This window comes from Affinundibacterium fentianense (assembly GCF_018139545.1).
In the GTDB taxonomy this organism is placed as follows: domain Bacteria; phylum Pseudomonadota; class Gammaproteobacteria; order Burkholderiales; family Burkholderiaceae_D; genus Undibacterium; species Undibacterium fentianense.
Genome location: NZ_JAGSPJ010000004.1, coordinates 392885 through 408838, shown reverse-complemented (window position 1 = coordinate 408838; position 15954 = coordinate 392885). Strand labels below are relative to the sequence as shown.

Genomic DNA, 15954 nt, shown 5'->3' with positions numbered 1-15954 from the left:
TGATGAAATTCGGTATGAGCGGATAAACACAGATTTGTTTGGGATAAACTATTCTGGGCTTGGGTCGGGAATATTAACTTTACTCGGATCGTCGACAGCGCTCTCCAAATTATGCGTATCTTGCTGTTGTTTGCGCCGCTGTGTGGCGATCCGCAAAATTGTATTGCGAATCGACATCAACACCGCAACGGCATTAAATGGTTTCACGATAAATCCAACAACACCGCGAGATTGTGCAGCCTGTATCGTCGCGGCATCCATTTTTGCAGAAACCAAGAAAATCAGAGCTTTCGGCAACTGAGAACGTAAGTTATCCAAGGTTGCCAAGCCGACCTGATCAGGTTCTCCAATATCGACACAAATAATTTGTGGTTGCAATTTCACCATCTTCGCGAGATTCGCTGGACTATGATTACCGTCGCCGACTACCTCATGACCACCATTCATTAAAACCGTCCCCAACAAATTGCGTGCAACGGCTTGATTATCAAGAATATAGGCTTTTAGCATGGGCGTGATCTTCGATGAGGGTTAATTCATCATAATTCAAAATGATCTTCGGTGAGTAAGAAAGTCGGTAAATCGGCGTAATTGCCGCATCTTTGCGACGAATCCATTTCCGCATCTGACTTATTTCGCATTAGGTTTAGCATTTTTAACAAACCTATTCAACCATTGATCCTGTTCCCATAACATATGCATCAAGGATTCACGTGCACGATAAATATGACTTTCATAAGGTAACATCACTAATCGGGCGGGTGTCCCGAGCCCCTGTAAGGCCTGATACATGCGCTCACTTTGCATGGGGAAAGTACCAGGATTATTATCGTCTTCACCATGAATCAATAACAAGGGCGCCTCAATTTCATCCGCATAATTAAATGGCGCCATTTCTTGGTAAGTATCAAAAGCCTTCCAGTAATTCCGGTCTTCAGCTTGAAATCCGAATGGCGTCAAACTCCGATTGTAAGCCCCAGACCTCGCGATGCCAGCTTTAAAGAGGCTAGTGTGAGCTAACAAATTCGCAGCCATGAAGGCACCATAGCTATGTCCACCAATTGCAATTCGATGGCGATCCGCAACACCCAAGCGAACCACTTCATCAACAGCGGCCTGTGCATTCATTTTGATTTGTTCAATGAACGTATCATTTGGCTCGCGCCGCCCTTCACCAATGATGGGCATAGCGAATCCATCTAACACGGTGTAACCTCGAGCTAACATCACCTGTGGGCCTTGCACGTTTATCCGATTGAACCGATAAGGTGATCCGCTAATCTGACTAGCACTTTCCGCCGATTTAAATTCACGTGGGTAGGCCCACATCAGCATCGGCCGAGGGCCATCTCTTTTTTCATCGTACCCTGGCGGCAAATACAAGGTTGCCGACAAAATCACGCCATCATCGCGTTCGTAGTGAATTTGGCGTTTCTGAATACCTTTAAATTTGGGAGTAGGGTGGGGGTAATTGGTCAAAGCGCGCGCTGGCGCATTGCCAGCCAAGTTCCGCAGAAAAAGATTTGGGCGCTCATCAGCGGCCTCGCGACTCGTGATAATTTGATGTCCTTGATCATCCATCACCCCCAATACTTCTTCATAGTATGGCGCTTTTGAGCGCCACAAGCGTATCGTCTTTTCGGCAGGAATATAGTAACGGTCGAGAAATGGGCGATCTCCCTCTGGGCTTGCACCAGTCCCAATCAAAAACATCGATTGCTCATCCGACGTGAGACGAATCACGGAGCGACCAAACTGATTTAACTCCATCAAGGGCGTACCCGGATTACTGTACTGGTCTTCCGTTCGTCTACTAAACAAAAGCTCTGGCTTGGCGGCTGGATTACCTGGTTGAATCTTCCACGTACGGGTTTCCCGCGTTTTACCCCAAATTTCAGTGAGCAATGCAAGATGTTCACTGGACCACAATATTTGGTTGAATCGCCAAGCCAATTCAATCAATTTCTGTGGCGGCGCGTTCAATGGAATCGCTTGTTGCCACAAAATGTCATGTACACGAACATTCGAATCTGGGTCACCACCGCCTTGGGCTTCTAACCAATATAAAGTAGCCGCTTGGTCGTTGCGCCAGCCATAGTTGCGCGGACCAGCCTGCACGGCATCGTTGCTACTCGGCAAACGTTCTCGCATCACGACTTCGGTGACCGTTTTCAAGCGCTTACCATCGATTCCCCAAACCTCAATCAATTGTCCAAATCGTTCGATTGGTAATTGATAGGAGTACGGTCGTTTGATTTGCGTTGTAAGTACCCACTTACCATCTGGTGACGCTTGTGCTTTGGTGAGATTCATCACTGGACCGAAGCGACGGAGCGAACCATCGATCTGTACAACTGCCAACTGCGATTGAAGCTGCCAATCCAGCATATCTGCGTCGTATGGACTTTTCAGCAAGTCAGGATAAGTTCGAGTCTGCGCTAATTTACCGCCGCGCGTTTCTTGCATATGCGGACCAGCTGGCGTTAAGGATTCACGCGGTGCTGGCTTTTGTGATCGAGGTAGTAAACGAACTAGTAATTGATCACTGCCATTCAGCCAAGAAAAGCCCGCGCTTGTCACCGCATTTAAGCGATCTGAAATCAGCTTATGAGCATGGGCTTGCCGAACATCCAGCAGCCATAGTTCCACACCATTTCGCCCCCAAACACTAAAAGCCAACCATTTTTCGTCTGCGGACCAAGCTGTGTCTGCGATCTTCGCTTTGGCGGGCAAACCAGTCACTTTACGTATCTTGCCCGAGGCGATATCCAATAAACTCAGGTCATCACTAAAATTGCTACGGACTGCAGCGCGCATCTTGGCATGAATTCGCAACCCCGCTAGCTTCAACTCTGGTTGGGCAACTTCCGCAATACTTGGTAAGCCTGGAATACTTACCAATAAACCCGTTCTATTCTTCGGTCCTAAACGAAACTCAGGACCGCGTGGTGCGTCAACCAAGGTCTGCAACTCGACTGGGGGTAACTGATACCGATTATCGAAGGCTAAACTTTGTTGATTGCAGCTGCTCGCAATGAGCAGCCCGACTAAACATGTCGCCCAAAAACGACTAAATAAAACTGACGGCATTGCGCGTCCTTATGAATGCATTCATCGCTAATTGAGATAAGTACTCGCTCGCAAGCCGAGTAAGCGTCCCTAGAAAGCTGGCATTATAAAGACAAAAATGCCCCAAAATGAGGCATCTCAGCGATTTAACGCAGGATAAATTACGATTTAAATTATCTAGTTGGCATTATTCTTCCGTTTACTTAGGGTAGCCACGAGATCACACCACTTATGTTGTATTGACTGCACGGAGTCGCGCAAAATCACTAAACTTCTGAGCCGAAGACATGTAATCAAAGTAGACTAGAAAGCATAATCAAAAAAGTTCACTCGCAAGCAAGCTCCAGCAAGAACTACCAGCAATCAACGGTCCAGGAAGGCTACACATTCGTCATATAAGCCTCATCGATCATCATTACCCGAAATGGCATCAATATGTCCGAACTCAATCACGAGCAAATTGCGCAACGCTTACAACATTTAACCGAGCTCAGTGTCGCATTAAATGGCTTAGCTGACATCGATGCGCTTTTAGAACGGATATTACAAACCGCAAAGCATTTAACCAAGGCGGATGGCGGCACGATCTATCGTCCAAACAAAGACAAGAGCCGCCTCGAATTTGACATGGCAATCAACGATACACTGCAATTGCATGTTGGCGGGTCACACCCAGACGCCGAAAATATGGCTGCGATCCCACTCTTCGACTCGCTCGGCAATCAAAATCTTAATGCGGTTGTCGCTTATGCCGCCAATCTTAAGCAATCCGTACGCATTGCGAATGTGTATGAGGCGGACTTATTCAACTTTTCAGAGATGCGCCGATTCGATGAGATCAATCAATACCATTGCCAATCGCTACTTACTGTTCCAATGCTCAACCATGAATCGGAACTGATTGGTGTATTGCAACTGATCAATGCAACTGATCCCCTAACTGGTGGGATTGGCGCGTTCACCGAAACTGATCAAGGCTTCATAGAGGCGCTCGCGTCACAAGCAGCGATCGCATTGAGCAATCAAGAATTGATTTTTCAACTTGAAAATCTGTTTGAATCTCTCGTTAATTTGATCAATATCGGCATCGATGAAAAGTCACCGAATACCGGGCGTCATTGTCAACACGTGCCTGAATTGACCATGATGTTAGCAGAAGCTGCACATCGGAGTGACTTACCGGCGCTCAAAGATTTTCGTATGAACGATCGAGACCGCAGAGAATTATGGATGGCTGGACTGCTACATGACTGTGGAAAAATTACGACCCCTGTCCATGTCATTGAAAAATCAACCAAACTTGAAACGATCTTCGATCGTATTCATTTGATCGATACACGATTTGAAATTTTGCGGCGCGATCTCGAGATTGCCTATCTGAAGACAACTTTTCAAAATGAAACTGAACGAGATCAGGCTGAACAAGAATTGCAAAATGCCTTAACCGCAATCGAAAATGAAAGAGCTTTTCTCAAGCATGCAAATATCGGTGGTGAGCGCATGAGTGACGAAGATCAGGCGCGGGTAAAACAAATTGCCGAGCGCTTATGGATTGATAGTCATGGTCGTCAACATCATTTACTCAACCTGGAAGAGACTGAAAATTTAACTATCAAGGCCGGCACTCTGACAGTCGAAGAACGCAAAATTATCAATAATCACATTAGTGTCACCATCCGCATGCTGGAAGCGCTACCGTGGCCAAAACATCTCAAAAATGTCCCAGAGTATGCTGGTGGACATCATGAAAGAATGGACGGCAAAGGCTATCCTAGAGGCTTACGTGGAGATCAAATGTCAATACAAGCTCGAATTATGGCGATAGCGGATATATTTGAAGCTTTATCGGCGAAAGATCGCCCCTACAAAGCGGGTAAAACACTAACGGAGTCCTTACACATACTGGGCAAATTCAGTCTCAATGGACACATCGACCCAGATCTCTTTCAAGTATTTGTAAAAGAAAAGGTTTACCTCGAATACGCGCAAAAATTTATGGATAGTGCACAAATTGATGAGGTCGATTTGTGCAACATTCCAGGATACACAGCTTAACTCAACGCGATCCCGATCTTATGAAAAGTACAGGACGCTTTATTCATTTATTCAGTTTACTGTTTCTACTGATCGCAACAGTCGAGATCAGCACTTTTCAATTTTTGGCTTCCAACGATGCGCGCTTATCAGATTTTTTGGTGCGGCAGCATGCAAAAAAGCTCCAAGCTGATACCGACATTGTGATCATCAATATTGATGATGCCAGTCTAGCAAGAATGCATAATCAGGTCGGTAACTGGCCGTGGCCTCGTTCAGTTCATGCAGAACTCCTCGACGGAATAGCACGTCAAGCCCCGCGCGCGATTGTGTTTGACTTAACTTTTGAACAGAAAGATCTGTATAGACCTGAAAGTGATGCGCGTTTCAACGAATCTCTACATCATTTGCAGCAGCAAGGCTTACCGATTTTTTTTCCAATGATACGTCGTCCCATTGAAAATGATTTAGATGGTGACTTGTTAGTTGAAATCGCCCCTCTACTCGGCTTAACAGCAAGCTCACAACGCCTAGCGAATGCGCGTGCGGCTTTTGAGCCGCCGCGGGCGATTGATCAATCACTTTGGCAGGTGGGTACAATTAATTTTCGCAAAGACAGAGATGGAGTAGGTCGAAGCTATGATCTCTATACCAATGTCTACGGATGGTTGGCGCCCTCTTTACCAGCGAAAGTAGCAGAAAAATTGGGATACTTAGTCCCCAAACAGGACAGCATATTACTTAGTTGGCGTGGCGAGAGAAATCCTTTCCGACGGATTTCTTATGTTGATCTTTATGAGGATTTTGAAAGACAAAGTTCAACACGACCAAGCAATGAATTGAAGGACAAGATCCTTATCATAGGAACCGATGCTTCCGCTTTACACGATATCAGGGTAACGCCAATTGACAGTCTATATTCTGGCTTAGATATACTCGCTACCAGCATTGATAATCTTAAAAATCAACGCAGTATGCAAACCCCGCCCATCTGGATCAATTTGTTCGCTTGCGTGTTATGTATCATCGCGGTTTATCTATCATTTCTCGCACGTATCAATGCCTTATACCCTGGATTTGTTCTCACCGGCATTAGTGTGATCGCCTTAGTGGGAAGTTATATTGCGCTCTCGTCGCTTTGGCTAGTACACATAGTCACACCACTCGCACTGGTATGGACTTACTATTTTTCTTTAGCATTACGTGCTTACTGGCTAGAGTTGCGTAAGCGCCAAAAAACCGAGGAAATGTTCAGCCGCTTTGTGAATCCACATGTGGTGAAAGAACTTGGAAAAAACGAGGATTGGGGACAGCAAGGTCAGAGCCGCGAAATTACCATTCTCTTCTCAGATATTCGTGGGTTTACCACTTTATGTGAGAACCGCACGCCTCAAGAAATTGTGGATGTACTGAATCGCTATTTCACCCGTCAAGTCGCCGTTGTTTTCAAACACAATGGTGCTGTTGATAAATTCATCGGTGATTGCATTATGGCCTTCTGGGGCGCGCCAATAGACAATCCTGCACACGCGCTCAATGCAGTTCAAGCTGCCATGGAGATGGCAGAAGTTCTGCAAGAATTTAAACAGGAACTCGGCGTCGCTGGGACGCTTGCCGGTGATTTTGATGTTGGGATAGGAATACATTCGGGACCTGCCGTGGTGGGCTTTATTGGATCGGAGGAACGGAAAGAATTCACTGTCATCGGCGATACGGTCAATCTTGCAAGCCGTATCGAAGGTTTAACCAAAGGGGTTTCACGTATTTTGGTGTCGCGTGAAACCATGCTATTGTGCGAAGGCCAACTTCACTTCCAGCCGCTCGGTTCCTATAAGGTAAAAGGTCGAGAACAAGAAGTCGAATTATTTGCCCCCATTTCATCGCATTAGGGAGATCCATTATGAAGCATAGGCTTATCATTGCAGCATTACCGTTGTGCCTACTTTCGGAATTCGCATTTGCACAGAATGCTGCCCCCCCGAGAGTACAGGCCAGTGTCGTGCGTCCCACTGAACTGAAAGCGCAATCGTATAGTGATGCCGCAACAATCAAATTACTCACACAAAACAGCTTTGTCGAGGTACTTTCGCGCAAAGCGAGTTGGATGGAAGTGAAGGCTGGTGGCACCCTAGGTTGGGTCAAAATGTTGAGCCTACGCTTTGATAGTCAAATCGAAAAATCGAGCGGAATAACGAGTGCAACCAAAGGTTTATTTGAGGCAGCCAAAACCACGGGTACCAGTAGCACGGTGACCACAGGTGCTAAGGGCTTCGATAAATCCAAGTTTGAGAATCCTATGCCAAACCTCGAGGCACTTGCGAAGATGAAGCAATTCAACACGCCGAAACAAGAGGCAGGGAATTTTGCAAAGCAAGAGAAACTCAACGAACAGAATCAAGCTTATCTCAAAGCGACAGGAGATAAATCATGAAGAGCGAATTCAAATTGGGCTATCTGCTGGCAATGATCAGTACGGCATTGCTGCCAGTTTTATCCGGTTGCGAAACAGTGAGTGGCCTCAAGGTCAATAATTTTGATATCGGTAAGTCACTGCAAGCTGCCAGCAATGCAAAAAAGGCGATCGTGCCCCTAAGTGAAGTGGAAGAGATCGAACTTGGCGAAGGGATCGCAAGCAATCTGCTCGGATTGGCTCCACTGCACTCTGACCGTGAAGTACAACGGTATGTCAATTCGGTTGGGCGCTGGATCAGTATGCACAGTGAGCGCCCTGATTTGCCTTGGACCTTCGCGGTTTTGGACAGTAATGAGGTCAATGCGTTTGCAGCACCAGGCGGTTATGTCGTTCTTACCAAAGGTATGTTACTCAAGATGTCGAGCGAAGCTGAGCTGGCTGGAGTGCTAGGTCATGAAATTGCACACGTCTTACGCAAGCATCACCTCAATGCCATGCAAAAAGCGAGTGTTACAGCTGCATTTAGAGACGGTCTTGACATTGCAATCACGGCAAAGAATGGGAATCCGAATGTCTTGAAAGTACTCTCAGTGGGTACCGCACTCTACGCCCGAGGGCTGGATAAAGAAGATGAATTCGAATCCGATCGAATGGGCGTGGTACTAGCGGCTCGCGCTGGATACGATCCATTTGGACTTCCCGCCGTGTTACATAGTTTGCAGAAGGTCAGCAACGATAACGAAGGGATGCAACTGATGTTCCAAACCCACCCAAAATTGTCTGATCGCTTAAACCAACTTGATGGAATCATGGGAAAGGATTTCGATCGCTATGATAACTTACCGAGCGTCCAAGGCAGGTTTGAGAGACTAATGGCGAGGATTAAATCGCAATAAATTGCGTGATTCTTTAGAGGAAAGCCGCTCAAGAAGTCATTCCTCGGGCGGCTTTTTTATCCGGCTTGTGTGTTTCGCTTAACGCTCAATCGCCAACGCAACGCCCATACCACCACCGATACATAAACTCGCCAAACCTTTTTTGGCATCGCGGCGTATCATTTCGTGAATCAAGCTCACCAGAATACGGCAACCTGATGCACCAATAGGATGGCCAATCGCAATTGCACCGCCATTCACGTTGATCTTATTGGTATCCCAACCCATTTCACGATTGACACCGATTGCTTGTGCAGCAAAGGCTTCATTAATTTCCATCAAGTCGACTTCTTCGTGCGTCCAACCCGCTTTTTTCAAACACAATTGTGCTGCTGGCACGGGGCCTAAGCCCATGATCGTTGGATCGATACCGGCGGATGAATACGCCTTGATTTTTGCTAACACTGGCAAACCCAACTCGGCTGCTTTTTTTGCGGACATCATAATTACCGCTGCTGCACCATCATTCAAACCAGAGGCATTTCCTGCGGTGACTGTACCCGCTTTATCAAAAGCTGGGCGTAATGCCGATAAGGATTCTAAGGTGCAACCGTGTTTGATAAATTCGTCCGTATCAAACACGGTCGTGCCTTTTTTGCTGACGATTTCATAAGGAATAATTTCATCAACAAACTTACCAGCCTTTTGTGCTGCCTCAGCTTTGTTTTGTGAAGCTAAAGCAAAGGCATCTTGCTCTTCACGCGTAATGCCATGTTTTTTTGCGACGTTCTCTGCCGTGATACCCATGTGATATTGGTTATACACATCCCACAAGCCGTCAACGATCATCGTGTCGACCAATTTTGCATCGCCCATACGGAAACCATCGCGCGAACCGGCTAACACGTGTGGGGATGCACTCATGTTTTCTTGGCCACCTGCGATCACGATATCTGCATCACCCGCCATGATTGCCTGTGCGGCTAAGTGCGTTGCTTTCAAACCGCTACCACACACTTTATTAATCGTCATCGCTGGAACCATATTCGGCAAACCGGCACGAATCACCGCTTGGCGTGCCGCATTTTGTCCCACACCAGCCGTCAATACTTGCCCCAAAATCACTTCACTGATGGCTTCACCGCTTAAGCCAGTTTTTGCTAATAAGGCTTTAATCACATGCGCGCCTAAATCAGATGCGGCAACTTTAGCCAAGGAACCACCGAATTTACCAACCGCGGTACGTCCAGCGGCAACGATTACGACTTCTTGCATGTGTAACTCCCTAAAGAATTAAGTCAAAGTTGGGGTGAATTCATAAGAGTACACCAGTCTGTTGGGCTTCGTACGCAATTGGCTAGGAAAATATTGCATTGCGTCAGAATTGCTAATTTTTTATGCAACTAATCTAGTTTCTCTAAAGATTGCAGACGAAAAAAAAGCCTTCTTTTCAGAAAGCTTTTTTTGCGCTGCCACTTCTAGGATTCAAACAAGTTCAATTGCACTTGTGGTCGAGCGTGGCGACTTCTTAGTCGTTTAGCGCGTGGTTTAAGCACGCCCTGATCGGCTAAATTACTTCTTTTTTGCAGTTGTGGTTGCTTTTTCAGCAGCTTGTGTGAATTGCTTAGTTGCATTCGCCAAGTTGTCTTCCAAAGTTGCCACAGCTTGTTTGGTTGTTTTAGACAATTGTTCGTAACCAGCGTTGATGTTACCAACCACTGTTTTCAATGCAGTCACTGCTTGCTCGGAACCTGCTGGTGCATTTTTTGTTACTTCGTCGATCAAAGAAACAACTTTTGCATTAGTGTCAGCGATATGAGATTCCACTGCTTTGGTGAATTCTTGTTGTGTTGCTGAAGTGATACTTGCCAAGTGACGGCCGTACGCCAATGCTTTTTCTGCATTTGGTTTTGCTTGTGCAGAAGCCAAAGCGATCAATTCTTGTGCGTCTTTTGCTTTCAACAACTGTTGTGTTGCTGCTGTGCCTTCTTCGAAAGTTGCTTTAGCAGCGTTCACGTTCAAGGACACGAATTGTTCCAAACCTTCAAATGCTTTTTGGTTCAATGCGGTGATTGCAGCGAATTGCGCTTCTAAGTTTGTCTTCGTAGCAGCGATAAATTGTTCTGGTGTTGTGTACATGGAATTCTCCGATAAGTTGAGGATTTAGTTTGAATCAAAACGGCAGTGAGTCCAAAAAATCTTAAACATGGTGCACCGCAACAATTCGCATTCTACTGACTATTTTTTAAGCGTCAAGCTTTTTTTGTGCATTGCATCAAAATAGTTGGTGTTCACTGGTGTTTTGTTTTCTTAAAGTCAATTTTTCTCTTTTTTTTCAATGGTTTAGTCGGGGGTTTCAACACTGCTTAATTCGATTTTTTATAAGAAACCTTCTTCAATTTCTGGTTTGGGAGTGTTTTTGTTCCAACGTCAACAAATACTCCTTATTGTCGATACCACCAGCATAGCCCTGCAACTTTCCACTTGATGCGATGACCCGATGACAAGGAATAATAATCGACAAAGGATTGCGACCATTTGCCGCACCAACCGCTCTGACCGCCGCTGGACGACCGATCTTTTTAGCGAGATCAGCATAACTCATCGTCGCGCCGTATGGGATTGATTGCAATGCTTCCCAAACTTCGCGTTGAAAAGCTGTTCCTTGTAAACAATCAATCGGCAAATCAAAAACAAAACCTTGACCCGCAAAATAGGCGTCAAGTTGGGTCACAGCGCGACATAAAATCGGATCCGCCACGTCAAGCTCGCAACGAAAATTTTCCGGTTGAGGATGGTGCGAGGGAAAGTAGACGCCTGCTAAACCGCGTTCACCAGCGACGATTGTTAAGACACCACATGGCGAAGAGTAGCGAAGATATTTTTTCATCGGGATCAAGATTTTAAGAGGACAAAGACTGCCAAAGTAAGAGCGCAGCATAGCTACGCCAAGGCGACCAAGCTTGGGCGCGCTCCAACAAAGCTTTTTCACTGCACAGCATACCGGCCGATTCGCTTACAGCCTTTCGCAATCCGAGATCACCTGCCGGAAAAGCATTCGGATAGCGCAAGCCCCGCATAGCAATGTATTGGGCTGTCCATTCTCCGATACCCGGCAAAGTTTTTAGTTTTTGAACCTGCTGTTCTAACGAGATGTTTACCGATGATTGCAAGCCACCATCGAGCGCAAATTTCGCGAAGGCGGAAATTGTCTCCGCGCGTTTAGTTGGAATGCCAATTCCTGCGATTTGATTGATTTCTAAACTAGCGATTTGGGCTGCGGTCGGAAAGTGGTGCGTCACTGTCGCCCACGGCGTTTCAATCGGCTCACCAAATTGTTCAACGAGGCGACCTGCCACGGTGGTCGCACCAGCCACACTCACCTGTTGTCCCAAAATTGCTCGGATTGCTAACTCGAAGGAAGAAAAACAGCCTGGTACACGCAAACCTGGTGTTTGTTCGATTTGTTTTGCTAAAAGCGGATCGCTCTGCAAATGAGCAGCAATTACCAGCGGATTCGCTTCGACATCAAATTGTTGACGTATTGTTGCGAGCAATGGCAACAGTACTGCGGCTAAGCTAGGTGCAATTTCTAACAAGAGTTGCTGCTTCTGCTCTAAGTGACTGACTGCAATCCAGCCCTGCTTACCGCCAACCCGGATGCTGCGTCGATAGCAGCCTTGTTGCAGATCAACGCTTTCGACGCCTTTCATTGCGCGTCCTCGCAAATAGGCGAGTAAGGTTTCCCAAGCATACGGAGGTCGGTAAGCGAGACGCAGCTGTATATTTGCATTTGCTTCATTACTGATTGCGGCACGTCGGATAGAAGCAGGCTTCAATTGATAGCGTTCCTCAAACAGGGCATTGAATCGCCGCACACTGCCGAAACCAGCAGAAAACGCAATGTCCGTCATGCTGAGCGCTGTCTCTTGGATTAATTTTTTTGCAAACAACAAGCGTTGAGTTTGCGCCATTTCGATTGGACTTAAACCAAATTCATTTAACATCACTCGGCGCAATTGTCGTGAGGATAAGCCAACGTGTTTTGCCAGCGTTTCAACAGAATGGCCGTTCAAGGCTCCAGCGGCGATTTTATGCCATATCGCATGAGCTAGATTTTGTTGCAAGTCATAAGGTGCTAACTCAGGACGGCAACGCAAACAAGGACGAAAACCCGCCGCTTCTGCCGCCGCTTGTGAACTAAAAAAGACACATGATGCCTGTCGTGGTGTTTTCACACGGCAAATTGGGCGACAATAAATTCCAGTGGATTTAATGCCAGCAAAAAAGACACCATCAAACCGAGCGTCTTTTGCAGCAAGTGCTCGGTAATAGTCTTGGCTAGTCATTGCCTCGGCGATGGTTGAAACAGCAGTTAAATCAGAACAATGCTTCGTCATGGCTTTCGATTAAAAATAAACTTAGACAAGCTTAAACGGGATACCAAGAAATATTCTAGCCATTTTCGGACAAACAAATTTTACCTTTGGCATTTGATCAGAACGTGTCATACAAGAAGAAGACAAACGAGTCCAGAATTCATTATCAAGATTACTTTCAATGAACGAGATCCTCCAACGCATAGAGCAATGTTCAAGGCGCCATCCAAAACTAGCGATACGTATGTTTGAAGGTTTCGAGCATGCGGCGCTCAAGGAAGAACGTCACTCATTGGCTCTCAACGCCTTGGTTAAACGATTCTTTGTTTGCGAACGTCTCGGTTTAGCTTCCTCGCTGAATGATGCATTGTTCGCTGGATTACAAACTGCGGAACATCTCGGCCTGCCGTATCAGGCAGGTAAGATCATGCTATGCGTTGGACGGATCCGTTATACGCAAGGGGTATACAAAGAGGCGATCCGGTTTTGGACGCGTTGCATTGATCTTTGTCGTGTGACGCACGATGCTGAAGTGCTAATTGAAGCGCGAATTGGCCTAGGCCAAATTTACGATGCATTGGGCGACTGGGAAACCGGCGCCCGTTTTCATCGATATGCTGGCGAATTATTAACGACTTTTGATCGCCCCTATTTAAAGAGCAAACAGGCTATCAATTTGGGCGTCAATAGCATGAACATGGGTCAACGGCAACTTGCAAAAGAGCTGTTCTTAGAGGCGATAGTCCAAGCCGAACGTGGCGGAGTGGCAGAATATGTCGCAGAGGCACATTGGCACTTAGGGGTATTGGCCTATCAGGAAGCACAGTTTGACCTAGCGTTAATGGAAGTTAAAAAAGCCATCCATTTAGCAGAACGATGCGACTATGCATGGTTACTTGGTGCAGCATCCAACACACTTGGCGAAATTCTAATCGCGCGAGGCAATACTGACACGGCGATTCAAACTTATCTTAATGCCTTGTCGCACGCCGAAAAGATCGGTTCACGGCAACAACGTGCGCTTTGTTGTAACGCTCTATCACACCTCTATGAAACAACGGGGCAAGCTCAACTTGCATTAAATTTTGCCCGTACTCACCACCAACTCGTTAGCGAGATCGCCGACTCTAGCGTAATAGATAAATTCCGCGAATTACGAGAGTACGATCTGTCTCGAAAACCACCGGTCGAACTTCTATTGGATCTTTCTTCGAATAGCCAACTTGAAGAGAAAAGCTTGTCAGAAGCTTTACGTCATATATGTGATGAATCCTTAAAAATTCTCCAAGTAGACAGCATTTGTTTGTGGCTCAAAGACAAGCAGCAACTACGTTGTGAAATGATTTCCGGCGAACTTCCATTTCGTTTCCAAGTCGGGAAATGTCTAGAGCAAAAAGATTTTCTAAAGTATTTTCAAGTGATTCAAAATTTACATACGCCGGTCGCTATTCACGATTTGCGGATTCACCCCGCTGCCGCGGAATTGACCGAGCTCTATCAAGATGCGGGTTTGCATTCGTTGCTTGAGATTTCAGTACGCTTGCATGGTCAGCAAGTGGGGGTCATTAGTTTTGGCAAAGCTCATCAAAGAAAAAATTGGACGCGCGAATATCTTTTATTTGGAAGCCATATCGCAAATCTTATTCAACAGATGATTAGCCATGAGGAATATCGACAAGCCCAAAGTCGTTTAGAAAACCGCGTGGCCGAACGCACGCAAGAATTACAAGAACGAACAGAATTGCTGCGTACGGCGCATCAAAATATTTTCATCTTGAGCGAAATAGGGCGAGAAATCACATCGCAACTTGATCGCGAGAGCATCATCCAGACGCTCTATCAACATCTCCATAAGCTCATTCCTGCCGAATTGCTTTCAGTCGGGATCTACAAAGCCGAGCAGGGCATGATTGACTTCCCCTGTAATGTTTTAAGTGGAGTCAACCTTCTACCGTTTCATCGAAGCCTACAAGACCCTGACTTATTGTCTGTTTGGTGCGTACAGCATAGGCGACCAATCTACATCAACGATATTCATGAAGATTACTTGCACTATGTCGGAATTGAAGGTTTAGACAAGCTCGTTGTTTCGGAAGCATTTGACGGGCAACATTTAGACTTTGCCCCATTGTCCATGATTTACGTTCCCTTGATCGTAAAAGACAGGGTGCTTGGTTTGCTCTCTATGCAAAGTAGTCAACGCTACGCGTTTGAACGCATGCACGTTGATATGTTGACGACTCTTGCGGCTTATACTGCGGTTGCCTTTGATAACGCTGATACCTATCAACAACTTTCATCTGCCCAGCAGCTTTTGATGTCAAAAGAAAAACTGGCGGCTTTGGGAGCGCTCGTTGCTGGTATCGCTCACGAGATCAACACTCCGTTGGGAAATTGCTTGCTGACAGCAACGACACTCAAAGAAAATTCTCGCCAATTCGTTGAGCAATTTGAATCTGGCACCTTAAAACGGTCGGGCTTTCTCCACTTTACCGAGGTTTTAACTGAAGCAAACGAAATGCTTCTGCGTAATTTGGTCAACGCAAGCGAGTTGATTAGCAGCTTCAAACAGGTTTCTGTCGATCAAACTAGCCAACAACGTCGCACATTTAATTTACTAAAAACGAGTCAAGAAATCGTCCGAACTATGCAAAGCCGTATTAGTAAGCATGGTCACCACATTACCATCGATATATCCGACAAAATCAATATCGATAGCTACCCCGGCCCCTACGGTCAGGTCATCACCAATTTCATCAATAATGCTTTGTTGCATGGCTTTGAGAATCGCGATTCGGGCACGATGCAATTGAGTGCCGAAATATTTGATAAACAGCATGTAAAGATCTGTTTTAGCGACGATGGTAATGGGATTCGGCCAGAACACTTACGTCGAGTTTTTGACCCCTTTTTTACTACCAAACTTGGACATGGCGGAAGTGGCTTAGGTATGAATATCGTACACAATATTGTGACGGATCTACTTGGCGGAAGCATTGCTGTCGATAGCGAGATTGATGTGGGCACAAGGATTACGCTGATACTTCCAATCGCGGTGAACGCCGAATCCTTGCAGTAGTCTCATTCGCACCTTCGATAAAAATAGAAAAAAAGACGCCTCCCAAGCTACTGAGAGGCGTGAAGTCCCACCAAGAAATCGTACGAATTAATTTTTTATTTAAGT

The 15954-nt window shown here is 46.0% G+C and carries 11 protein-coding genes; 5 read left to right on the top strand and 6 right to left on the bottom strand.

All coding sequences use genetic code 11. The features are described from left to right. Positions 1 to 48 precede the first annotated feature (48 nt). Positions 49 to 510 (bottom strand): response regulator, encoded by a 462-nt coding sequence (locus KDM90_RS11555; protein ID WP_212675753.1) that lies wholly within the window; start codon positions 508 to 510, stop codon positions 49 to 51. 120 nt (positions 511 to 630) lie between these two features. Then, positions 631 to 3090, bottom strand: coding sequence for an alpha/beta hydrolase family protein (locus KDM90_RS11550; RefSeq protein WP_212675752.1), 2460 nt, complete (start codon positions 3088 to 3090; stop codon positions 631 to 633). A 414-nt stretch (positions 3091 to 3504) separates the two neighbouring features. Between KDM90_RS11550 and KDM90_RS11545 the strand changes: the two genes are divergently transcribed. From KDM90_RS11545 to KDM90_RS11530, 4 genes are read left to right on the top strand one after another with little or no spacing between them, the layout of a single operon-like run. Then, positions 3505 to 5124 carry an HD family phosphohydrolase gene (locus KDM90_RS11545; RefSeq protein ID WP_212675751.1) on the top strand — a complete coding sequence of 540 codons (1620 nt, stop codon included), beginning with the start codon at positions 3505 to 3507 and terminating at the stop codon, positions 5122 to 5124. Between the two features lie 20 nt (positions 5125 to 5144). Further along, complete coding sequence (locus KDM90_RS11540) at positions 5145 to 6992, top strand: adenylate/guanylate cyclase domain-containing protein (RefSeq protein ID WP_212675750.1); 1848 nt, start codon at positions 5145 to 5147, stop codon at positions 6990 to 6992. Between the two features lie 11 nt (positions 6993 to 7003). Next, positions 7004 to 7534: a hypothetical protein gene (locus tag KDM90_RS11535; protein ID WP_212675749.1), complete on the top strand. Its 531-nt coding sequence runs from the start codon at positions 7004 to 7006 to the stop codon at positions 7532 to 7534. Continuing rightward, complete coding sequence (locus tag KDM90_RS11530) at positions 7531 to 8412, top strand: M48 family metalloprotease (protein WP_212675748.1); 882 nt, start codon at positions 7531 to 7533, stop codon at positions 8410 to 8412. The genes KDM90_RS11535 and KDM90_RS11530 overlap by 4 nt, the downstream gene beginning before the upstream one ends. Positions 8413 to 8490: 78 nt before the next feature. Here KDM90_RS11530 and KDM90_RS11525 read toward each other — a convergent pair whose 3' ends face one another. From KDM90_RS11525 to KDM90_RS11510, 4 genes are all read right to left on the bottom strand, one after another. Continuing rightward, positions 8491 to 9666, bottom strand: a complete 1176-nt coding sequence (locus KDM90_RS11525) for an acetyl-CoA C-acetyltransferase (protein ID WP_212675747.1) — start codon at positions 9664 to 9666, stop codon at positions 8491 to 8493. A 297-nt stretch (positions 9667 to 9963) separates the two neighbouring features. Continuing rightward, complete coding sequence (locus KDM90_RS11520) at positions 9964 to 10530, bottom strand: phasin family protein (RefSeq protein ID WP_212675746.1); 567 nt, start codon at positions 10528 to 10530, stop codon at positions 9964 to 9966. A 256-nt stretch (positions 10531 to 10786) separates the two neighbouring features. Then, the gene (locus tag KDM90_RS11515) at positions 10787 to 11281 is read right to left on the bottom strand and encodes a methylated-DNA--[protein]-cysteine S-methyltransferase (RefSeq protein ID WP_212675745.1); all 495 of its coding nucleotides are present in this window, start codon (positions 11279 to 11281) and stop codon (positions 10787 to 10789) included. Positions 11282 to 11294: 13 nt separating this feature from the next. Next, complete coding sequence (locus tag KDM90_RS11510; RefSeq protein ID WP_230409747.1) at positions 11295 to 12791, bottom strand: DNA-3-methyladenine glycosylase 2; 1497 nt, start codon at positions 12789 to 12791, stop codon at positions 11295 to 11297. Positions 12792 to 12951: 160 nt separating this feature from the next. Here KDM90_RS11510 and KDM90_RS11505 point away from each other — a divergent pair, with 160 nt between their 5' ends. Continuing rightward, positions 12952 to 15849, top strand: coding sequence for an ATP-binding protein (locus KDM90_RS11505; protein ID WP_212675744.1), 2898 nt, complete (start codon positions 12952 to 12954; stop codon positions 15847 to 15849). Positions 15850 to 15954: the final 105 nt, after the last annotated feature.